Source organism: Xanthomonas sp. NCPPB 2866 (assembly GCF_041475745.2).
In the GTDB taxonomy this organism is placed as follows: Bacteria; Pseudomonadota; Gammaproteobacteria; order Xanthomonadales; family Xanthomonadaceae; genus Xanthomonas; species Xanthomonas arboricola.
Window position 1 is genome coordinate 2,686,058 of the sequence record NZ_CM192975.1, and the last position, 20,351, is coordinate 2,706,408.

The 20,351-nt window shown below is 67.5% G+C and carries 19 protein-coding genes and 1 tRNA gene; 16 read left to right on the plus strand and 4 right to left on the minus strand.

Annotated features, from left to right (window positions below):
- Nucleotides 1-7: 7 nt before the first annotated feature.
- From ccmA to ACCQ04_RS11565, 11 genes are all read left to right on the plus strand, one after another.
- Nucleotides 8-652, plus strand: a complete 645-nt coding sequence (gene ccmA / locus ACCQ04_RS11515) for a heme ABC exporter ATP-binding protein CcmA (RefSeq protein WP_039527017.1) — start codon at nucleotides 8-10, stop codon at nucleotides 650-652.
- Nucleotides 649-1,344 carry a heme exporter protein CcmB gene (gene ccmB, locus ACCQ04_RS11520; RefSeq protein WP_006452115.1) on the plus strand — a complete coding sequence of 232 codons (696 nt, stop codon included), beginning with the start codon at nucleotides 649-651 and terminating at the stop codon, nucleotides 1,342-1,344. The genes ccmA and ccmB overlap by 4 nt, the downstream gene beginning before the upstream one ends.
- A gap of 94 nt (nucleotides 1,345-1,438) precedes the next feature.
- Nucleotides 1,439-2,191 carry a heme ABC transporter permease CcmC gene (gene ccmC, locus ACCQ04_RS11525; protein ID WP_046342978.1) on the plus strand — a complete coding sequence of 251 codons (753 nt, stop codon included), beginning with the start codon at nucleotides 1,439-1,441 and terminating at the stop codon, nucleotides 2,189-2,191.
- Nucleotides 2,188-2,358, plus strand: coding sequence for a heme exporter protein CcmD (locus ACCQ04_RS11530; protein ID WP_024939981.1), 171 nt, complete (start codon nucleotides 2,188-2,190; stop codon nucleotides 2,356-2,358). The genes ccmC and ACCQ04_RS11530 overlap by 4 nt, the downstream gene beginning before the upstream one ends.
- Entirely contained in the window at nucleotides 2,355-2,825 is a 471-nt protein-coding gene (gene ccmE, locus ACCQ04_RS11535; protein ID WP_039515161.1) for a cytochrome c maturation protein CcmE, read from the plus strand. Before ACCQ04_RS11530 ends, ccmE begins: the two co-directional genes overlap by 4 nt.
- Before the next feature lie 171 nt (nucleotides 2,826-2,996).
- A complete protein-coding gene (locus tag ACCQ04_RS11540) occupies nucleotides 2,997-4,934 on the plus strand; it encodes a heme lyase CcmF/NrfE family subunit (protein WP_372358528.1) in 1,938 nt (645 codons plus the stop codon).
- Nucleotides 4,927-5,529, plus strand: a complete 603-nt coding sequence (locus ACCQ04_RS11545) for a DsbE family thiol:disulfide interchange protein (RefSeq protein WP_024939984.1) — start codon at nucleotides 4,927-4,929, stop codon at nucleotides 5,527-5,529. The genes ACCQ04_RS11540 and ACCQ04_RS11545 overlap by 8 nt, the downstream gene beginning before the upstream one ends.
- Nucleotides 5,526-5,960: a cytochrome c-type biogenesis protein gene (locus ACCQ04_RS11550; protein ID WP_024939985.1), complete on the plus strand. Its 435-nt coding sequence runs from the start codon at nucleotides 5,526-5,528 to the stop codon at nucleotides 5,958-5,960. The genes ACCQ04_RS11545 and ACCQ04_RS11550 overlap by 4 nt, the downstream gene beginning before the upstream one ends.
- Entirely contained in the window at nucleotides 5,960-6,973 is a 1,014-nt protein-coding gene (locus tag ACCQ04_RS11555; protein WP_226427701.1) for a tetratricopeptide repeat protein, read from the plus strand. Before ACCQ04_RS11550 ends, ACCQ04_RS11555 begins: the two co-directional genes overlap by 1 nt.
- 347 nt (nucleotides 6,974-7,320) lie before the next feature.
- Nucleotides 7,321-8,523: a homoserine O-acetyltransferase MetX gene (gene metX, locus ACCQ04_RS11560; protein ID WP_024939987.1), complete on the plus strand. Its 1,203-nt coding sequence runs from the start codon at nucleotides 7,321-7,323 to the stop codon at nucleotides 8,521-8,523.
- The gene (locus ACCQ04_RS11565) at nucleotides 8,517-8,939 is read left to right on the plus strand and encodes a DUF1294 domain-containing protein (protein ID WP_102581585.1); all 423 of its coding nucleotides are present in this window, start codon (nucleotides 8,517-8,519) and stop codon (nucleotides 8,937-8,939) included. The genes metX and ACCQ04_RS11565 overlap by 7 nt, the downstream gene beginning before the upstream one ends.
- A 57-nt stretch (nucleotides 8,940-8,996) precedes the next feature.
- Here ACCQ04_RS11565 and cydC read toward each other — a convergent pair whose 3' ends face one another.
- Both cydC and cydD read right to left on the minus strand, forming a co-directional pair.
- Nucleotides 8,997-10,673, minus strand: coding sequence for a thiol reductant ABC exporter subunit CydC (gene cydC, locus ACCQ04_RS11570; protein WP_226427699.1), 1,677 nt, complete (start codon nucleotides 10,671-10,673; stop codon nucleotides 8,997-8,999).
- Entirely contained in the window at nucleotides 10,670-12,415 is a 1,746-nt protein-coding gene (gene cydD / locus ACCQ04_RS11575; RefSeq protein WP_226427698.1) for a thiol reductant ABC exporter subunit CydD, read from the minus strand. Before cydD ends, cydC begins: the two co-directional genes overlap by 4 nt.
- Nucleotides 12,416-12,563: 148 nt before the next feature.
- Between cydD and ACCQ04_RS11580 the strand changes: the two genes are divergently transcribed.
- From ACCQ04_RS11580 to ACCQ04_RS11600, 5 genes are all read left to right on the plus strand, one after another.
- A complete protein-coding gene (locus ACCQ04_RS11580; protein ID WP_065031572.1) occupies nucleotides 12,564-14,186 on the plus strand; it encodes a cytochrome ubiquinol oxidase subunit I in 1,623 nt (540 codons plus the stop codon).
- A gap of 16 nt (nucleotides 14,187-14,202) precedes the next feature.
- A complete protein-coding gene (gene cydB / locus ACCQ04_RS11585) occupies nucleotides 14,203-15,354 on the plus strand; it encodes a cytochrome d ubiquinol oxidase subunit II (protein ID WP_024939992.1) in 1,152 nt (383 codons plus the stop codon).
- Nucleotides 15,355-15,445: 91 nt separating this feature from the next.
- Nucleotides 15,446-15,556 carry a cytochrome bd-I oxidase subunit CydX gene (gene cydX / locus ACCQ04_RS11590; protein WP_024939993.1) on the plus strand — a complete coding sequence of 37 codons (111 nt, stop codon included), beginning with the start codon at nucleotides 15,446-15,448 and terminating at the stop codon, nucleotides 15,554-15,556.
- A gap of 60 nt (nucleotides 15,557-15,616) precedes the next feature.
- Nucleotides 15,617-15,693 (plus strand) — tRNA-Pro (locus ACCQ04_RS11595).
- A gap of 123 nt (nucleotides 15,694-15,816) precedes the next feature.
- Entirely contained in the window at nucleotides 15,817-17,043 is a 1,227-nt protein-coding gene (locus tag ACCQ04_RS11600; RefSeq protein ID WP_024939994.1) for a CynX/NimT family MFS transporter, read from the plus strand.
- Here ACCQ04_RS11600 and ACCQ04_RS11605 read toward each other — a convergent pair.
- Together ACCQ04_RS11605 and ACCQ04_RS11610 are read right to left on the minus strand one after the other, a co-directional pair.
- A complete protein-coding gene (locus ACCQ04_RS11605; protein WP_226427697.1) occupies nucleotides 17,024-18,937 on the minus strand; it encodes a CocE/NonD family hydrolase in 1,914 nt (637 codons plus the stop codon). The two genes, ACCQ04_RS11600 and ACCQ04_RS11605, sit on opposite strands and share 20 nt — an antisense overlap.
- A gap of 127 nt (nucleotides 18,938-19,064) precedes the next feature.
- A complete protein-coding gene (locus ACCQ04_RS11610; protein WP_226427696.1) occupies nucleotides 19,065-20,309 on the minus strand; it encodes a glutamate-5-semialdehyde dehydrogenase in 1,245 nt (414 codons plus the stop codon).
- Between the last annotated feature and the right edge of the window lie 42 nt (nucleotides 20,310-20,351).

Genomic DNA, 20,351 nt, shown 5'->3' on the forward strand with positions numbered 1-20,351 from the left:
TGCGCCGATGATCGAACCGCTGCACACTGCGCCACCGCTGCTGGCGGCGCGCGCGCTGGCTTTCAGCCGCAACGAGGAGCCGGTGTTCGGCCCGCTGGATTTCCATGTCGATGCCGGCGAGGCGCTGCTGGTGCAAGGCGACAACGGCGCCGGCAAGACCACGCTACTGCGGGTACTGGCCGGACTGCTGCATGTGGAGCGCGGGCAGATCGAGATCGACGGCAAGACCGCGCGGCGCGGCGACCGCAGCCGCTTCATGGCCTATCTGGGCCATTTGCCGGGGCTGAAGGCCGATCTCAGCACGCTGGAGAACCTGCACTTCCTGTGCGGCCTGCATGGCCGCCGCGCCAAACAGATGCCCGGCAGTGCGCTTGCCATCGTCGGCCTGGCCGGCTACGAGGATGCGTTGGTGCGGCAGCTGTCGGCCGGCCAGCGCAAGCGCCTGGCGCTGGCGCGGCTGTGGTTGTCGCCGGCCCCGCTGTGGCTGCTGGACGAGCCCTACGCCAACCTGGACCTGGACGGCATCACCCTGGTCAACCGGATGATCTCCGCGCACCTGCGCGGCGGTGGCGCGGCGCTGGTCACCACCCACGGCGCCTATGCGGCGCCGCCGGTACGCACGCGCATGCTCACGCTGGAGGCGGCAGCATGAGCCTGCATTCGCCACAACCCTCGCTGTGGCAGGCCGCGCGCGCGCTGCTCAGCCGCGACCTGCAGCTGCTGTGGCGCCGTCGCAGCGATGCCTTGCAGCCAGCGCTGTTCGCCCTGCTGATCGTGGTGTTGTTCGCGCTGGGCCTGGGCGGTCGCCCGGACCTGCTGGCGCAGGCCGCACCGGCGGTGCTGTGGCTGTCGGTGCTGCTGGCCGGCCTGCTGTCGCTGGATGCGCTGTTCCGCAGCGACGTGGAAGACGGCTCGATGGAGCAATGGCTGCTGGCGCCGGTGCCGTTGGCGTGGCTGATCGCGGTGCGCGTGCTACTGCACTGGGCGACCAGCGCGCTGCCGTTGATCGCGGTGACGCCGCTGCTGGGCGAATTGCTGCACCTGCCACATGACCAACTACCGGTGCTGCTGGCATCGTTGGCGCTGGGCACACCGCTTCTGAGCCTGCTTGGTGCCGTGGTTGCGGCGCTGACGGTGACGATGAAACGCTCTGGTATTCTCGTGGCGTTGCTGGCGTTGCCGTTGTACGTGCCGGTGCTGGTGTTCGGTGCCGGCAGTGTCGCGGCCAGCGGACAAGGACAGGATGCGGTGGGTGCGTTGTTGTTGCTGGGCGCCGGATTGGTGATCGGCGTGGTGCTGGCACCGCTGGCTGCGGCTGCCGCGATCCGGATTTCCTTGAGTTGAGCCCTGCGGTCGAGACGCTGTCGACAAGACGCTCCACTCATTGCGTTGTTGCTGTTTCGAGAGCCAATGCCATTCCAAAGGCTGCTGCCATCGCATGAACGTCGTCGCCCGCTGGTTCCACCAACTCGCCTCGCCTCCGATCTTCGACCGTTTCACTGCGCGCTGGGCGCCGTGGTGCTACGCGCTGGCCGCGGTGTTGCTGGGCGTGGGCATCTGGCAGGCCTTGTTTGCGGTCCCGGCCGACTACCAGCAGGGCGATAGCTTCCGCATTCTGTATATCCATGTGCCGAGCGCGTGGATGAGCCTGTTCGTGTTCGGGCTGATGGCGGTGTACGCGGCGATCGCGCTGATCTGGCGCATCAAGATCTGCGAAATCCTGGCCATGGCCTGCGCGCCGATCGGCGCGGCGTTCACCGTGATCACCCTGCTGACCGGCAGCATCTGGGGCAAGCCGATGTGGGGCGCCTGGTGGGATTGGGACCCGCGCCTGACCACCGAGCTGATCCTGCTGTTCCTGTATCTGGGCGTGATCGGTCTGTACCAGGCCATCGACGATCGCCGTCAGGCCGCGCGCGCGGCCGCCTTGCTGGCGATCGTCGGCGTGGCGCTGCTGCCGGTGATCCGCTATTCGGTGGTGTGGTGGAACTCGCTGCATCAGGGCCAGAGCATCCGCCTGCTCGGCCCCTCCAGCATCGATGCCAGCATGCTGCTGCCGCTGTGGCTGATGGTGATCGGCACCAAGTTCTGGTTCGCCGGTTCGCTGCTGACGCGTGCGCGCGCCGACAACCTGCGCCGCGAGGCCGGCAAGGCCTGGATCGTGCGCGATGCGCCGGAGCGCGCGGCATGAGCTACCTGCCCTACGTCATCGCCGCCTACGCGGTATTCGTGCTGGTGCTGCTGTGGGACCTGATCGCCGGTCGCTGGCAGCTGCGCCGCGCGTTGAAGATCGCGCAGGCGCGGCGTTTGCGCGAGCGCAAGCGCGCGGTGCCCAGCGATGCGGAGCTGATCCGGTGAACCCGCAACGGCGCCGCCGGATCTGGCTGGTGATCGCGCTGGTGCTGGCCGGTGGCCTGGCGACCGCGCTGGTGGCGATGGCACTGCAGCGCAACGTGGCCTACCTGTACACACCGTCGGAAGTGCTGCGCGGCGACGCCGGCGAGCATGCGCGCTTCCGGCTCGGCGGCATGGTGGAGAAAGGCTCGTTCCAACGTGCGTCCGGTTCGCTGGAAGCGCAGTTCCGCGTCACCGATGGCGATGCACAGTTGCCGGTGCGCTACGACCGCATCCTGCCGGACCTGTTTCGCGAGGGACAGGCGGTGGTGGCGACCGGACGCATGCAGAACGGCGTCTTCGTTGCCGAAGATGTGCTGGCCAAGCACGACGAGACCTACATGCCGAAGGAAGTCGCCGACAAGATGGGCAGCGCGCACCGCAAGCACGATGTGCCGGCGGCCGCAGACCAGGCCGGAGCGCTGCGTTGATGGCAGGGGTCAAAACGTTCGCCTTGCTGCGCTGTGATCGCTTGCAGCTTGCCTGCGTGGCCGACGATGTCGCGATGTCTGGGCAGGCGCATGCAGACGCTGCCCGGATGCCGCCCCTGCATTGCGCCGGCAAGCGTCGCGCCACTGCCTGCCCGCCAACGCGCCAACCCGATGCTGCCTGAGCTCGGCACCTTCCTGCTGATTCTGGCCTTGCTGGTGGCCCTGGTGCAGGCCGCGCTGCCGCTGGCCGGTGCGCAGCGTGGGCACAGCAGCTGGATGGCGGTCGCGCGGCCGGCCGCGTTGCTGCAGCTGGGCCTGATCGCAGCGGCCTTCGCGCTGCTGACGCATGCCTTCCTGGTGCAGGATTTTTCGGTGCGCTATGTCGCCGAGAATTCCAACAGCCTGCTGCCGGTGATGTATCGCTACTCGGCGGTGTGGGGTGCGCACGAAGGCTCATTGCTGCTGTGGACGCTGGTGCTGGCGCTGTGGACCGGGGCGGTGGCGCTGTGGTCGCGGCAGTTGCCCGCGCAGGTGGTGGCGCGCGTGCTGGGGGTAATGGCGCTGGTCAGCATCGGCTTCCTGGCGTTTTTGCTGTTCACCTCCAATCCGTTCGCGCGCTTGTTGCCGGTGCCGCTGGAAGGCGCCGACCTGAATCCGCTATTGCAGGACCCGGGGCTGATCATCCATCCGCCGATGCTGTATTGCGGCTATGTCGGTTTCGCGGTGCCGTTCGCCTTCGCCATCGCCGCGTTGCTGGAAGGCCGCATGGATGCGCGCTGGCTGCGCTGGACGCGGCCATGGACCAATGTGGCCTGGGCCATGCTCACCGTCGGCATCGCACTTGGCAGCTGGTGGGCGTATTACGAGCTGGGCTGGGGCGGCTGGTGGTTCTGGGACCCGGTGGAAAACGCCAGTTTCATGCCGTGGCTGGTGGGCACCGCCTTGCTGCATTCGCAGGCGGTCACCGAAAAGCGCGGCAGCTTCGCCAGCTGGACCTTGCTGCTGGCGATCGCCGCCTTTTCGCTGTCGTTGCTGGGCACCTTCCTGGTGCGCTCGGGCGTGCTGACCAGCGTGCATGCGTTTGCGGCCGACCCGTCGCGCGGCCTGTTCATCCTGGTGTTCCTGCTGGCGGTGGTCGGTGGTTCGCTGCTGCTGTACGCACTGCGTGCGCCGCGCCTGTCGCTGGTCGATGACCCGCGCCGCGCGTTCGCCGGCAGCTCGCGCGAAACCTTGCTGCTGTTGAACAACCTGCTGCTCGCCTGCGCCTGCGCAATGGTGTTGCTGGGCACGCTGTATCCGCTGCTGGCCGACGCCTTGGGCCTGGGCAAGCTGTCGGTGGGGCCGCCCTACTTCGGCACCTTGTTCCTGGTGCTGATGGCGCCGTTGGTGGCGCTGTTGCCGTTCGGCCCGCTGACCCGCTGGCAGCGCGAGCAGGCCTCGCGTCCGCTGGCGATGCTCGCACCATGGGCAGGCCTGGCGGTTGCCGCAGGCGTGCTGGCCTGGTTCGCCGCGCCGCAGGGCCAGTGGAAGGCGGCACTCGGCGTGGCCGGCGCGGCCTGGGTACTGCTGGGCACGCTGCGTTTCCTGTGGACGCGGCGCGCGGCCAAGGGCCGCAAGCTCACTGCCGAAATGCTGGGCATGCTGCTGGCGCACCTGGGCGTGGCGGTGTTTTTGGCTGGTGCGTTGCTGGTGGAATCACTGAGCCTGCAGCGCGAGGTCGCACTGGCGCCCGGGCAGCAGATGCAGATCGGCCGCTACGCGCTGCACTTCGATAATGTCGAAGAACTGCGCGGGCCCAATTACGTCTCCGACCGTGCCAATCTGCAGGTGTTCAAGGACGATGCGCCGGTCGGCCTGCTGCATGCGGAAAAACGCCGCTACGCCAGCGGCGGGCAGACCTTGACCGAGGCGGCGATCCGTCCCGGCCCGTTCGGCGACCTGTATGTCGCGCTTGGCGAACCCCTGGGCAATCAGGTCTGGGCGGTCCGCGTCCACCTCAAACCGTTCGTCCGCTGGATCTGGCTGGGGGCGCTGCTGATGGCGCTTGGCGGCCTGGTCACCGCGGCCGACCGGCGTTTTCGTCGTTCTCCGGAGATCCAAGATGGTTGAGTCACGTTCACCCCGCCTGCCTACTGCGGTTCTGGTGGGTGCCATCGTGCTGCTGCTCGCGCTGGCAGCGCTGCTGGTCTATGCGGTGGTGCGCTCCGGTCAGGACGATCGCGATGCTTTGCCTTCTGCGCTGATCGGCAAGCCGGCGCCGGAGTTCGCGCTGCCGCTGCTGCACGACCCCAGCATCGTGGTGCATGCGCGCGAACTGCGCGGCGCGCCGTACATCATCAACGTGTGGGGCAGTTGGTGCCCGGCCTGCCGCGAGGAGCACCCGGTGCTGAGCCGCTTTGCGCTGACCAAGCGCGTGCGCGTGATCGGCTACAACTGGAAGGACGAGCGCAACGATGCGCTGCGCTGGCTCGAACAGCTGGGCAACCCCTACCTGCTGGTGGTCGCCGACAAAGACGGCCGTACCGCGATCGACTTCGGCATCGCTGCGGCACCGGAGACCTTTCTGGTCGACGGACGCGGCGTGGTGCGCTGGAAGTACAGCGGCATGCTCACCCAATCCATCATCGACACGCAGCTGATTCCGGTGCTGAGCAAGATCGAGCGCTCGCCCAGTGCCGCTCCGGACCTGCACGCCAAGCAATGATGCGCGCCTGGCTGCTGACGCTGCTGCTGTTGCCCTGGCTGGCGCTGGCCCAGCCGGTCGGCGACCCGGCGCCGCTGCGCTACGCCTCGGCCGAAGAAGAAGCGCGCTTCCATGCGCTCACCGCCGAGCTGCGCTGCGTGCAGTGCCAGAACCAGTCGCTGGCCGACTCCAATGCGCAGATCGCCCAGGACCTGCGCCGCGAAGTGCTGGCGCTGATGCACGCAGGCCGCAGCGATGCGCAGATCCGCCAGTTCCTGGTCGCGCGCTATGGCGAGTTCGTGCTGTACCGCCCGCGCGTGGAATCGCGCACCTGGCTGCTGTGGTTCGGCCCGCTGCTGGTGTTGCTGCTGGGTGCTGGCGCCATTGTGCTGCTGGTGCGCCGACGCAGCGTGGCTGCGCCTGCCCTGCCCGCCGATGAGCAGGAGTGGTGATGGTCAGCTTCGTCAGTGCGGTGGTGGTGCTGACCCTGCTCGTCTTCGGCGTGGCGCTGCGGCCGCTGTGGCGCGAAGCGCGCGGGCTGACCGCCAGCATCGCGGTGTTGCTGCTGGCGGCGAGCGCGGCGCTGTACTGGCTGGTCGGCACGCCGAGCGCGATTCAGGCGCCGGCCGAGCGGCCGGCCACGCCACGCTCGCTGGATGAGGCCATCGTGCAACTGCGCGCCGCATTGGCGCGCAATCCCGATCAGGCCGAAGGCTGGGTATTGCTGGGACGCTCGCTGTCCAGCCAACAGAAATTCGCCGAAGCGCGCGATGCGTTTGCGCGCGCGGTCGCGCTGCGTCCGGACGAGCCGGATGTGCTGGTAGCTGCCGCGCAGTCGCGCATGCTCGCCGACGACAGCGGGCGTCCGGATCCGCAGGCCATGCGCCTGCTGGAACATGCGCTGGCGGTGCAACCGGACCATCAACGCGCACGCTGGTTCCTGGGCGTGGTGCAGCGCCAGGCCGGTCAGCCGGCCAAGGCCAGCGAGACCTGGGAGCCGTTGCTGCGCGTGGTGGATGCCTCTACCCGCCCCGGCCTGCTGGAACAGATCAACGCCGCGCGCCAGGAAGCCAGGCTGGCGCCGATCCAGACGCCGGCTACGCCTGCCGCCGATGCAGCCAGCGGCAAACGCATCCAGGTACGCGTGACGCTGGATGCCGAGTTCGCCAAACGCGCCGGGTTGCCGGGCGACACCAGCGTCTTCGTGATTGCGCGCGCCGCCGACACGCCGATGCCGGTGGCGGTGGAAAAACACGCGCTGCGCGAGCTGCCGTTGACCATCACCCTGGACGACGGCGACAGCCCGATGCCGACGCGCCGGCTGTCGTCGCTGGACACCGTGCAGGTGCTGGCACGGCTATCGCGCAGCGGCAACGCAATGCGCCAGGCCGATGACGTCGAAAGCGTGCCGTTGATGGTGGAACTGCCCACTGCCGCGCCGGTGGAGCTGGTAATCGGTCGCTGATTGCCCGCCACGTGTCGACGCGACGCAATCAACGATGACGCCGCACCGGAGTGAGTCGGCCGCGGTGTTAAAAACCATGCACACCCAACATCTCCACTGGTCCTTGCCCGCCCATCGTCGCGGGACCTTACGCGGCATGGATGCCGCGTAAGAGCCTACACGGACGTACTTGCGGCGTGTCCTGCGACGGTGGGCGGGCAAAGGCCCTGCAACCAAACCGCAGATCCGCCGCTCTGCAGAGTGGCATCACATAGAGCAACGACTCAAACCGATTCCCAATTCCCGAATCCCCAATCCCCAATCCCATCCTGCCCCCCGGCACCTGCCATGGCAGATAGAATTGCCCCATGACCGAATTCATTCCCCCCGGCACGCTGTTCCACGCGCTGCCCTCGCCGTTTCCGATGAAGCGCGGTGGTGTGCTGCTGCAGGCGCGTGTCGCCTACGAAACCTGGGGCACGCTGGCAGCCGATCGCAGCAATGCGGTGTTGATCGTCACCGGTCTGTCGCCGAATGCGCATGCCGCGGCAAATCCGGCCAATCCCGAGCCGGGCTGGTGGGAAGCAATGCTCGGGCCTGGCAAGCCGATCGATACCGAACGCTGGTTCGTGGTCTGCGTCAATTCGTTGGGCAGCTGCAAGGGCTCGACCGGCCCGGCGTCGATCGACCCTGCCACCGGCACGCGGTATCGCCTGGGTTTCCCGGAACTGTCGATCGAAGATGTGGCCGATGCCGCAGCCGACGTGGTGCGCGCGTTGGGCATCGAACAACTGGCCTGCCTGATCGGCAACTCGATGGGCGGCATGACCGCACTGGCGTTGTTGCTGCGCCACCCCGGCATCGCGCGCAGCCATATCAATATCTCCGGCAGTGCGCAGGCGCTGCCGTTCTCGATCGCGATCCGCTCGCTGCAGCGCGAAGCCATCCGCCTGGACCCGCACTGGAACGGCGGCCATTACGACGACACGCATTACCCGGAATCGGGCATGCGCATGGCGCGCAAGCTCGGCGTGATCACCTACCGCTCGGCACTGGAATGGGATGGCCGCTTCGGCCGCGTGCGGCTGGATTCCGAACAGGCCGCCGACGATCCGTTCGGCCTGGAATTCCAGGTCGAAAGTTATCTGGAAGGCCATGCGCGCCGCTTCGTGCGCTTCTTCGATCCCAACTGCTACCTGTATCTGAGCCGCTCGATGGATTGGTTCGATCTGGCCGAGTATGTCGACAACAGCCCGGCCATCGACGCGCATGTCGATGGCACGCAAGCCGACAACGCCGCTGTCGCCGCCAGGCCGGATACAGGCATCTCGACCGACGCCACGGTGCTGGCCGGCCTGGCGCAGATCCGTATCGCGCGGGCGCTGGCGATCGGTGCCAACACCGACATCCTGTTCCCCGTGCAGCAGCAGGAACAGATCGCCGAAGGCCTGCGCGCCGGCGGTGCCGAGGCACACTTCATCGGGCTGGATTCGCCACAAGGCCACGATGCCTTCCTGGTCGATTTCGCACGCTTCGGGCCGGCGGTACGCAACTTCCTGGACGCTTGCTGATTTCCAGACCTGCGCAACGGCGGCGTGGTCCGTCACGGCAGCAGAGCCTGCCGCGCAAGACGCTCGCCCTGCTGTTCCTGATCGGCATGACTGCCATGGTGGTTGCAGGCCGCCTGCCGGCGCTGCTGGCGCTGTGGTACGCGGCTGCAAGCTTGCTGGCGATGCTGGTCTACCGGCTCGACAAGAGCGCAGCCCAACGCGGCCGGCAACGCACACCGGAGGCCACCCTGCACCTCATCGCACTGCTCGGCGGCTGGCCGGGCGCGTTGCTGGCGCAGGCGCTATTCCGGCATAAATCCAGCAAGGCAACCTTCCAGCTGCGGTTCTGGATCACTGTCGTAGCGAACGTCGCCGCCTTGTATTGGGCATGCCGCCAACCTGCGCTGATGGCAGCACTCCACGCATTGCTGGGGTAAGCGGCGCCTGCGTGATACATGCGCGCAACCGGTCAGTGCGAACCGGCAACAGCATCCTCAGGCCAACGGCTCCAGCACACCGGCCCGCAGGCGATAACGTCGCTGCACCACGCCATCGGGCACGCTGTCGTGGGTGATCATCACAAGGCTGCGCTCGCCCAGCGCGGCAGCTAGATCCAGCAGCAAGGCGTGTGCGGTATCCACATCCAGGCCGTCGGTGGGTTCGTCCAGCAGCAGGATCGGCGCCTCGCGCAGCAAGGCGCGCGCCAGCGCCAGCCGGCGCGCCTGGCCAGCCGAGAGCGTGGCGCCGTTTTCGCCGACCCAGGTGTCCAGGCCGTTTTGCGCGGTGGCCCAGGCGCGCAGACGCACCTGGGCCAGCGCGTTCCACATGGCCGCATCGCCTGCGCCGGCATCGCCGATGCGCAGGTTGTCGCGCACCGTGCCGGCAAACACCGGGGCATTCTGCGGCAGCCAGGCGATGCGTTGATGCCATTGCGCCTGCGCGAAGTGGCGCAGGTCGATATCGGCGTAGCTCACCTGCCCGGCCTGCGGGTCCCACAGCCGCAACAGCACTGCGGACAAGCTGCTCTTGCCGCTGCCGCTGTCACCGCTGATGGCGATGCGCTCGCCAGGCGCCAGGCTCAGATCGAGCGCCTGCAGCAGCGGGCGTCCGCTGCCCGGCCACGCAAAACTGACCTGTTGCAGGCGCAGCGTGCCGCTGCGTGGCGCATCCACTGGCTGCGACGGATCGACGACCGACGGCGCCTGGTCGACGATGGACTGCAGGCGCTTGGCCGCAACGCGCGCGCTCTGCAGCGCCTGCAAGGCGAGCCCGGCGCCGGCCCAGACCTCCAGCAATGCCATGGTCAGGAACACCAGCCCAGCCGCCATTTCCGCAGCAATCAATCCACGTTCTGCCGCGCTCAACCCAAGCCACAACATGCCGGCCAGACCGATACCGCCGCAGACCGCATGCAGCAGGTTGCCGCCGATCAGGCGACGGCGCTGCAGGCGATCGCCATCGACCACCGCCGCCGCCGTTGCATCGACCTGATGCAGCCAGGCACCTTGCGCATCCACCGCAGCGAGATCGGCCGCACCTTCCAGGCCCTCGAACGCCTGCGTGCGCAAGGCGGTGCGTTGCCGGGCGCGCAGCTGTTCGCGCTGCGCACCGCCGCGCGCCACCTGCCACGGCACCACACCGCCGATGACCACGCCCAGCACCACCAGCAACACGCCAGCCGGCGGATAGATCAGCGCCGCTGCCACCACGCCGGCCACCCAGATGCCGAGCAATGCGCTCAACGGCGCCAACGCGCGCACGCTCACGCCATCGACCTCGCCGATGTCGGACATCAGCCGCGCCAGCAGATCGCCGGTACGCGTGGCCGACAGGCGGCCCGGCGCCAGCGGCAACGCGCGGCGGAAGAACCACACGCGCAGATCGCGGGCGATGCGCAGCGTGGCGTCGTGGCCGATCAATTTTTCGCCATAACGCGAGACGATACGCGCGAAGGTCAGCGCGCGAATGCCGGCCGAGGGCGAAAAGAAATTGAAGCCGCTGCCCATGCCGGCGACACCGGCCAAAGCAGCGGCGGTCAGGAAACTGCCGGACACGCCGAGCAAGCCCACGCCGGCCAGCATGGTGACAAGGACCAACAGCGCCGACAGCAGCAGGCGCCAGGCATGCCGGCGAAACACATCGCGCAGACGGTCGGGCTGTGTGTCGTTCATGGCAGCTCCGCTGCGACGGTGGCGCCGCGCAGGTCGATCACCGTGTCGGCCCAGCGCATCACCGCGGCGCTGTGCGTGGCCAGCACCACCGCGCGGCCGCGTGCGAACACACCCAGGGTGCGCAGCAACTCCGCTTCGGTGTCCGGATCGAGGAAGGCAGTGGGTTCGTCCAGCAGCAACAGGTCCGGCTCGCGCAGCAACAACCGCGCCAGGGCCACGCGCCGCGCTTCGCCACCGGACAACCCGAAGCCGCGCTCGCCGATCTGCGTGTCCAGGCCCGCAGGCAGCTGCGCGGCAAAGCGCAGCACCTGCGCGGCGTCGGCCACCGCGTGTAGGCGCGCAGCGCCGGCCTGCGGATCGGCCAGGCGCAGGTTGTCGGCGATGCTGCCGTGAAACAGATACGGCCGCTGCGTGGCATAGCCGATGCGGGTCCCCGGCCGCAGCACCACGCTGCCGGCCTCCGGCGCCAGCCAGCCAGCCAGGCCCTCCAGCAAGGTGCTCTTGCCGCTGCCGCTGGCACCGATCACCGCCACACGCTGCCCGGGCTGCAAGGTCAGCGAAAAATGCGCGACCACCGTGTGCGGTGCGCCCGGCGGCCGTAGCGCGAGATCGCGCGCCTGCAGCAGCGGGGCGTGTGCCTGCGCCGGTTCCAGTGCGCGCAAGGCAGGCACCGTCACCGGTAGCGCTGCCGATGGCGGCGCGAATCCTTCCAGCAGGCGCTCGGCTTCGGCCACCGCCGCCAGCGCATTGGCACGGTCGTGGTAATGCGCCGCCAGCCGCCGCAACGGCGCAAAGAATTCCGGCGCCAGCAGCAGGCAGAACATGCCCGCGCCCAGCGTCGGCAAGCCGTGCAGATCCAGCATGCCCAGATAGGTCAGGCCGAAGTACAGCGCCACGATCGCCACGCTCACCGAGGCGAAGAATTCCAGCACCGTGGACGACAGGAAGGCGATGCGCAGCACCTTGAGCGAGCGCTCGCGCACGCCTTCGGCCGCGGCGGCAATGCCGCTCAACTCGGCCTCGCCGCGGCCATACACGCGCAGCAGGCCCAGGCCCTTGAGGCGATCGGCAAAGTGCCCGCCCATGCGTGCCAGTTCGCGCAGCTGGTCGCGCCCGGCGGCTTCGGCGCCCCAACCCACCAGCATCATGAAGAACGGAATCAGCGGTGCGGTCAGCAGCAGCACCAGGCCCACCACCCAGTCGACCGAAAACACCGCGATCAGGATCAGCGGCGGCACCAGCAGCATCTCGGTGCGTGCGAGCTGGTAGCCGACGAAGTAGCCCTCCAGCGCGTCGGTGTGCGCCAGACTCAATTCGCCCAGTTCGCCGCTGCGCTGCCGGCGCAGCCACACCGGCCCATGCTGCACCAGGCGGCGCGCGATGCGGGCACGCAGTTCGCGCCTGGCCACATCGGCCACCTCGCCGGTCAGCGACTGCGCCCAGGCATTGAGCAGCGCGCGCCCGACCAGCGCACAGACCAGCCCCGCCCCCACGTCACGCAACTGCGCCAGCGCCAGATGCTGCACCAGCACCGCCTGCAGCAACCACGCGATCGCCGCCGCCTGCGCCAGCAGCAGCACCCCAGACACCGCCACCGCCACGCCGGCCAGGCGCCGCGCACGCGTGGCCGGGGCCGCCAGTGCATCCAGCCATTGGCCGCGTTGACGGCGCTGGGCTGGCGTTTCGCTGGCTCGCACGCTGGGCTGGCTCACATCGCTCTCAAGGAAGACATCGTGTTGCAAGCGATTGTAAGTCGCCACTTCCCGCTACGGGCTGCGCATTGTGCCGCACCCGCCCGCCGCGGCATTGATCTGGATCAACGCGCGTGTCGCGGCAAGCGCAGATGATCGGCTGCATTCCTTCATCGACACCCAACCAGGCCCACCCGCCATGATCGACTCGACAGTTGTTGAACTGTCGCGGCTGCAGTTCGCAGTCACCGCGATGTACCACTTCATCTTTCCGCCGCTGACCATGGGCCTGTCGTTCCTGCTCGGCATCATGGAAAGCGTCTATGTGATGACCGGCAAGGACATCTGGCGGCGCATGACCATGTTCTGGGGCGTGCTGTTCGGCATCAACTTCGCCATGGGCGTGGGCACCGGCATCGTGATGGAATTCGAGTTCGGCATGAACTGGTCGTACTACAGCCATTACGTCGGCGACATCTTCGGCGCGCCGCTGGCGATCGAAGGCCTGATGGCGTTCTTTCTGGAGGCGACCTTCCTGGGCCTGTTCTTTCTCGGCTGGAACCGGCTGAGCAAGGTGCAGCATCTGGCCACCACCTGGCTGGTGGCGCTGGGCAGCAACTTCTCGGCACTGTGGATCCTGATCGCCAACGGCTGGATGCAGAACCCGACCGGCGCGGTGTTCAACCCGGACACCATGCGCATGGAAGTGGTCGATTTCATGGCGGTGCTGTTCAACCCGGTGGCGCAGGCCAAGTTCGTGCACACCGTCAGCGCCGGCTACGTGCTCGGCGCGGTGTTCGTGATGGCGATCAGCGCGTTCTATCTGCTACGCGGCACCCATGTGGAGATGGCGCGGCGCTCGTTCGCAGTGGCTGCCGCGTTCGGCCTGTTGTCCTCGCTGTCGGTGGTGGTGCTCGGCGACGAGAGCGGCTACGCCGCCAACGAACACCAGAAGATGAAGCTGGCGGCGATCGAGGCGATGTGGGAAACCGAAGCCGCCCCGGCCGACTTCACCGCATTCGGCATTCCCAACCAGCAGACCCATCGCAACGACTACGCGGTCAAGATCCCGTACCTGATGGGTCTGATCGCCACACGTTCGCTGGACCAGCCGATCCCCGGCATCCTGGAACTGGTCGGCCGTGCCGAGCATCGCATCCGCGGCGGCCAGATCGCCTACGGCGCGCTGCAACGCATCCGCGCCAACAAGGACGATGCCGAAGCGCGCAAGGTCTTCGAGGCACATTGGCAGGATCTGGGCCACGGCCTGCTGCTCAAGCGCTATCGCGACGATATCGGCAATGCCACGCCGCAGCAGATCGCCCAGGCCGCGATGGACACCGTGCCGCGGGTGCTGCCGCTGTTCTGGACCTTCCGCATCATGGCCGCCATTGGCATCTACCTGATCGCCTTCTTCGCCATCGCGTTCTGGTTCGCCTGCAAGCACAACTTCCAGCAAAAACGCTGGTTCCTGACCCTGGCGCTGTGGAGCCTGCCGCTGCCGTGGATCGCGATCGAGTGCGGCTGGTTCGTGGCCGAGTACGGCCGCCAGCCGTGGGCGGTGGAAGGCGTGCTGCCGACCTTCTATGCCGCCTCGGGACTGGATCTGTACGAAATCGTGTTGACCCTGGTCGGCTTCACCGCGCTGTACACCACGCTGTTGGTGATCGCGATCAAGCTGTCGCTGAAGACCATCCGCAAGGGCCCGGATGCGCTGTTTCCACCGAGCCAACGCACCCCGTCGCCGCACGGCAGCTCGCCCCACGCGTCCTCACCCGACGCCCCATTGAGCACCGGCGCGCTGGCCGGCGGCGCACCGTAAGCCAGGAGAGACAACCATGGATTTCATCTTGCTCGACTACACCACATTGCGCGTGATCTGGTGGCTGTTGCTCGGCGTATTGCTGTCCGGCTACGCGGTGATGGGCGGCTTCGATCTGGGCGTCAGCACCCTGCTGCCGCTGGTGGCCCGCAACGATGCCGAACGCCGGCTGGTGATCAACACCATCGGCCCGGTCTGGGAAGGCAGCCAGGTCTGGCTGATCCTGGGCGGCGGCGCGATCTTCGCCGCATTCCCGCCGTTGTATGCGGTGAGTTTTTCCGGGTTCTATCTGGCGATGTTCCTGATCCTGTTCGCACTGATCCTGCGCCCGGTCGGGTTCAAGTTCCGCGGCAAGCTGGCCGACCAGCGCTGGCGCAGCAACTGGGACTGGGCGTTGTTCGTCGGCGGCTGCATTCCGGCGCTGATCATGGGCGTGGCGGTCGGCAATGTGCTGCTCGGTGTGCCGTTCCACTTCGACGCCAGCATGCGCACGTTCTATACCGGCAACCTGTTCGGGCTGCTGACGCCGTTCGCGCTGCTCGCCGGCCTGCTCAGCGTGGCGATGTTGATGGCGCACGGCGCGGCGATGCTGGTACTCAAGACCGACGGACCGGTGGCCGAGCGTGCGGCGCGTTTCGGCAGCATCGCCGCGCTCTGCGCGGTGGCGCTGTTTGCCGCCGCCGGTGCATGGGTGGCGCTGGGTCTGCCGGGCTATGCAGTGACTTCGCTCCTGGCCACCGATGCGCCGACCAATCCGCTCGGCAAGACCGCCGCACTCACCGCAGCCGGCGGCTGGCTGCACAACTACAGCAGCATGCCGGCCACATTGATGGCACCGCTGATCGGCCTGGTCGGGCTGGCGATGAATGCGCTGCTGTTGCGTGTGCGTCGCGGCGGCCTGGCGTTCATCGCCTCGGGTTGCGCCATCGTCGGCATCGTCTTTACCGTCGGCTTTGCGTTGTTCCCGTTCCTGTTGCCCTCGTCCACCGCACCTAGCGCAAGCCTGACGCTGTGGGATGCCTCCAGCAGCCGCCTGACGCTGTGGATCATGCTGCTGGCGACCACGCTGTTCATGCCGATCGTGCTGGCCTACACAAGCTGGGTCTATCGCGTGCTCAAGGGCAAGGTCACCGCCGACGAACTCGCGGCCAATCCAAACGCCTACTGAGCATGCCCGCTGCGAGCGCGATGCACAGCTGCATCGCGCTCGCAGCAGGCCTCAACCTCGCACCCGCTTCAACGACTCAAGGAGAACGACAATGTGGTACTTCGCCTGGATCCTCGGCACCGGTCTGGCCGCACTGGCGGCCGTGCTCAACGGCATGTGGTTCGAAGCACGCGAGCCGGAGCGTGGCCAACCGCATCAGTAAAATTATTTTCGCTAGATGCTTGCCGATTCCGCATTCCCTATGTAACATACGCGGCTCCTTCGGGGTGTAGCTCAGTCTGGTAGAGCGCTACGTTCGGGACGTAGAGGTCGCAGGTTCGAATCCTGTCTCCCCGACCAGTTTCAAAACACAAAACCGGCCTCGTGCCGGTTTTGTGTTTTCAGGCGCTGGCGCATGCATGCGCGCAGTGCGGATGGTCTGTCATGTCTGTTGTCATTGCCGCTGCCTCCCCGTCCGCCCGGTTGCGTGGTCGCGGCTTGGTGCTGGCTGCCATTTTGTTGTCCGCCTTCAACTTGCGTACCGCGGTGACGTCGTTGACGCCGCTGCTGGAACGCATTGCCGACGAGTACGCATTCGGCGCGCCCACCATGGGTGCGCTCGGCATGTTGCCGACGGCTGCATTCGCACTGACCGGTGTGGCCACGCCGGCCTTGCTGCGCCGCTTCGGCCTGCTACGCACCGCGCTGCTGTCGATGGCATTGGCCACTGTCGGCCTGGTGTTGCGCCCGCTGCTGCCGGGCACTGCCGGACTGCTGATCGGTTCGCTGGTGGCACTGGCCGGCATGGGCATGGGCAACGTGGTGTTGCCGCCGCTGGTGAAGCGCTATTTCGGCGATCGCGTCGGCGGCGTCAGCACGCTCTACATCACCGTATTGCAGGTCGGCACCCTGCTGCCGGCACTGCTGGCAGTACCGGTGGCCGATGCGCTGGGCTGGCGCAGCTCGATGGTGGTGTGGGTGTTGCCGGCACTGCTGGCATTGGCGGCCTGGGCCATGGTGCACACCAGCCACCGCCGCATTCACGCGACCGGGCCGGCACCGGTCACACCCACGCCCGAGGCCGAGGGCCGCGTGGCACGCACCGCCCTGGGCTGGAGCATGGCGGTGACCTTCGGCATGACCTCGCTGGTCACCTATTCGATGTTCACCTGGTTGCCGACGCTGCTGCGCGAAGCCGGCGCCTCGCCCGCGTTCGGCGGCACCATGGTGGCGCTGTTCGCGGCACTGGGCATGGTCGGCGCCTTGACCATGCCGGCGCTGGCGGTGCGCATGCGCAACCCGTTTCCGATCGTGCTGCTGTGCGCGGCCTGCCACCTGGTCGCGTTTGCCGGGCTGTGGTGGGCGCCGCTGGCCGCGCCGATCCTGTGGGTGACCCTGCTCGGCCTGGGGCCGAGCACGTTCCCGCTGGCCTTGGTGCTGGTCAATCAACGCAGCCGCACTGCGGCCGGCTCGGCGGCCCTGTCCGGGTTCTCGCAGGGCATGGGCTATGCGGTGAGCTGCCTCGGGCCATTCCTGTTCGGCTGGCTGCATGCGCACCACGGCGGCTGGACCTCGCCGTTCGTCTTCCTGGTGATCTGCATCCTGGTGCAGCTGGCGGCCGCCTGGGTGGCCTGCCGTCCGCAGTTGCTGGAAGACGTCTGGGCGCCGCCGCCACGCGGCGCCCGCGCGGTCAACGTACCGGCAGACTGATGTAGCTGGGCTGCTGGGGGCTCACATAGACGCGCTGGGTGGCCTTTCGATAATCGCCGGGCTTGGCGAAGAAGATGTTGTCCACGTAGGTCTGCGGATTGCGGTCGTACAGCGGAAACAGGCTGGACTGCACCTGCACCATCACCCGGTGGCCCGGCTGGAAGGTGTGGTTGGCGGTCGGCAGGCCGAACTGGAACGCCAGCGGCTGATTGGATGCCAGCGGCTTGGGCGTGCTGAAACTCTCGCGATAGCGGCCGCGGAAGATCGCCAGCGACACCGGCAGCTCGTAGCCGCCCATCTTGGGACTGGACGCCATCTCGTCCGGATACACGTCGATCAGTTTCACCACCCAGTCGCTGTCGCTGCCGCTGGTGGAGGCCTGCAGATGCACTTCGGGTGCGCCGGCGATCTGCAGGGGTTCGGTCAGCGGTTCGGTGACAAAGGTCAATACGTCCGGGCGGCCGTCCACGAAGCGCTGGTCCTGCACCAGCCAGGTGGTCCACATGCTGCGATCACCGAAGTCCACCGGGCGCGGCACGAACGGTACCGGCTTGGCCGGGTCGGCCACGTATTCCTCGAAACCCGGCTGCCCCGCCGCCGGCTGCTGGAACGACAGCTTGCCGCCGGCCTGCAGGTACAGCGGTTTGCTGCTCGACGCACAGCCCTTGGCGCAGCTGCGCGGCCAGGCCTGCAGACGGTCCCAATGATTCTCTCCGGTGTTGTAGATGAACACCGGCGGCGTGCTCGCCTTGGGCGCGCCATCGACCAGGTATTGATCGAAGAACGGGCGCAGCACGTCGTGGCGGAACTGGCGCGCGGTATCACCGTCGAAATTCAATGCGCCCACCGCGCTGCCGTCGTAGTTGACCTGGCTGTGCCGCCACGGCCCCATCACCAGGTAGTTGAGCGTATTGCTGCGGTCACGTGGCTCCATCGCCGCGTAGCTATGGATGGCACCCCACATGTCCTCCTGGTCCCACAGCCCCTGCAACCACATGGTCGGCACCTTGAGCGGGGTGCGCGCCATCACCTTGTCCAGCGCCTGCTCCTGCCAGAACGTATCGTAGGCGGCGTGTTCGGTGAGCTTGTGCCACCACGGCAGCTGTTCCAGGCCGGCGGCCCTGGCGAAATCGCCGGCCGAGCCGGCGCGCAGCAGGTTGCTGTAGTCGTCATGGCCCTGGCGCGCGATGCCGCTGCCCTTGCCGCGCTGGGTGAGCTGGCCGGTGAAATAGTCGAAGTTGACCTGGCGGAACGCGCCGTAGTTGAACCAGTCGTCGCCCATCCAGCCGTCGATCATCGGGCTTTCCGGCACCGCGACCTTGAGCGCGGGATGCGGGTTGGTCAAAGCCATCACCACGGTGAAGCCTTCGTAGGACGAGCCGATCATGCCGACCTTGCCATTGGATTCCTTGACGTTTTTCACCAGCCAGTCGATGGTGTCCCAGGCATCGGTGGCATGGTCGACCTCGCTGGGATTGAGCGCACCACGCAGCGGCCGGGTCATCACGTAATCGCCTTCGGAGCCGTACTTGCCGCGCACGTCCTGGATCACGCGGATATAGCCGCCTTCCACGAACACGTCGTCGCCCTGTGCGAGCAGGTCCTTCATATGCGGCGAGGCCATGCGCTCGGTGCGGCCGCTGGCGTTGTACGGCGTGCGCGTCAGCACCATCGGCGCATTGCGCGCGCCCTTGGGCAGCACGATCACCGTATGCAGCTTGACCCCGTCGCGCATCGGAATCATCACCTCGCGCTTGATGTAGTCGTTGGCGGCATCACCTGCCACGAACGGCTTGCCGGTGATGTCCGGCGTCATCGGCGAGGTTTGCGCCAGCGCGCTGCCGGTGGCGGCGGCAATGGCGGTGGCGAGCAGGCAGGCGGCAAAACGGCGCATCGACGACTCCGGAACGTACGGGGGCAGTCGTCGACTGTAGGCAGAGCGCGGCCTGCCGGGGGAGTGTCAAAGGTCGTGGTTGCCGGGTAGGTCGTGATTGCCGGGTGGCTGGCCTGCGTATCGCCGATCAGTGCCGTATCTGGCCCTGGCCCCGCACCACGAAGCGCTCCACGGTCAGCGCCTCCAGGCCCATCGGGCCGTAGGAATGCAGGCGCGTGGTGGAGATGCCGATCTCCGCGCCCAGGCCAAGCTCGCCGCCATCGGAGAAACGCGAGGAGGCGTTGACCATCACCACCGCCGAGCGCAGCGATTGCACGAAGTTCTCCGCGTTGGCGGCGTCCTGGGTGGCGATCACCTCGGTGTGGTCCGAGCCGTACTGGCGGATATGCGCCAGCGCGGTGTCCAGATCCGGCACCACCCGGATCGCCAGGATCAGGTCGAGGAATTCGGCGGCGTAGTCGTCGTCGCTGGCAGCTGCGACGTCGGGCAACAGTGCGCGCGTAGCCGCATCGCCACGCAGCTCCACGTGACGTTCGCGCAGGGCCTGCGCGGCCAGCGGCAGAAAGCGCGCCGCGATATCGGCATGCACCAGCAAGGTCTCCAGCGCATTGCAGGCCGACGGCCGGCTGGCCTTGCCATCGACCAATAGACGCACCGCCAGGTCCACGTCCGCCGATGCATCCACGAACAGATGGCACACGCCCTTGTAATGCTTGATCACCGGCACGCGCGCATGCTCGGCCACGAAGCGGATCAGCCCTTCGCCGCCACGCGGAATCGCCAGATCGACGATGTCGCTGAGTTGCAGCAGCTCCAGCATGGTCTCGCGGCGCAGATCCTCGACCAGGGTCAACGCCGCCTCCGGCACGCCGGCCTCGCGCAGGGCGCGCTGCAGGGCGCGCGCGATCCCGGTGTTGGAATGGATCGCTTCCGAGCCGCCACGCAGGATCACGCCATTGCCGGCCTTGATGCACAGTGCTGCGGCATCGGCGGTCACATTCGGGCGCGCCTCGTAGATCATCGCGATCACCCCCAGCGGCACCCGCACCTTTTGCACAACAATGCCGTTGGGGCGAACGTCCTCGCGCGTGACCTGCCCGACCGGATCGGGCAGTTGCGCCACCTCGCGCAGCGCGGCTGCGATGCCGTCCAGGCGCTTTGTGTCCAGCGCCAGACGATCGAGCATCGCAGCACCAACCCCCTTCTCACGCGCCGCCTCCAGATCGCGCGCATTCGCCGCCAGGATCACCGCCGCATCCTGTTCCAGCGCGGCCGCCATCGCCTCCAGCAAGGCCTGCTTGGCAGACGCGGACAGTTGTGACAGCACTTGCGCGGCATCACGGCATTGCAGGGCTAGGGTTTTGATGGTCATTGGAGGGCCGGGATTGGGGAGTCGGGATTGGGGATTGGCAAA

Bases quoted from the DNA above. Each gene is read 5' to 3' on its own strand.
- ccmA (WP_039527017.1), top strand. From the start codon at position 8: ATGATCGAACCGCTGCACACTGCGCCACCGCTGCTGGCGGCGCGCGCG.
- ccmB (WP_006452115.1), top strand. From the start codon at position 649: ATGAGCCTGCATTCGCCACAACCCTCGCTGTGGCAGGCCGCGCGCGCG.
- ccmC (WP_046342978.1), top strand. From the start codon at position 1,439: ATGAACGTCGTCGCCCGCTGGTTCCACCAACTCGCCTCGCCTCCGATC.
- ACCQ04_RS11530 (WP_024939981.1), top strand. From the start codon at position 2,188: ATGAGCTACCTGCCCTACGTCATCGCCGCCTACGCGGTATTCGTGCTG.
- ACCQ04_RS11540 (WP_372358528.1), top strand. From the start codon at position 2,997: ATGCTGCCTGAGCTCGGCACCTTCCTGCTGATTCTGGCCTTGCTGGTG.
- ACCQ04_RS11545 (WP_024939984.1), top strand. From the start codon at position 4,927: ATGGTTGAGTCACGTTCACCCCGCCTGCCTACTGCGGTTCTGGTGGGT.
- ACCQ04_RS11550 (WP_024939985.1), top strand. From the start codon at position 5,526: ATGATGCGCGCCTGGCTGCTGACGCTGCTGCTGTTGCCCTGGCTGGCG.
- ACCQ04_RS11555 (WP_226427701.1), top strand. From the start codon at position 5,960: ATGGTCAGCTTCGTCAGTGCGGTGGTGGTGCTGACCCTGCTCGTCTTC.
- metX (WP_024939987.1), top strand. From the start codon at position 7,321: ATGACCGAATTCATTCCCCCCGGCACGCTGTTCCACGCGCTGCCCTCG.
- cydC (WP_226427699.1), bottom strand. From the start codon at position 10,673: ATGAACGACACACAGCCCGACCGTCTGCGCGATGTGTTTCGCCGGCAT.
- ACCQ04_RS11580 (WP_065031572.1), top strand. From the start codon at position 12,564: ATGATCGACTCGACAGTTGTTGAACTGTCGCGGCTGCAGTTCGCAGTC.
- cydB (WP_024939992.1), top strand. From the start codon at position 14,203: ATGGATTTCATCTTGCTCGACTACACCACATTGCGCGTGATCTGGTGG.
- cydX (WP_024939993.1), top strand. From the start codon at position 15,446: ATGTGGTACTTCGCCTGGATCCTCGGCACCGGTCTGGCCGCACTGGCG.
- ACCQ04_RS11605 (WP_226427697.1), bottom strand. From the start codon at position 18,937: ATGCGCCGTTTTGCCGCCTGCCTGCTCGCCACCGCCATTGCCGCCGCC.
- ACCQ04_RS11610 (WP_226427696.1), bottom strand. From the start codon at position 20,309: ATGACCATCAAAACCCTAGCCCTGCAATGCCGTGATGCCGCGCAAGTG.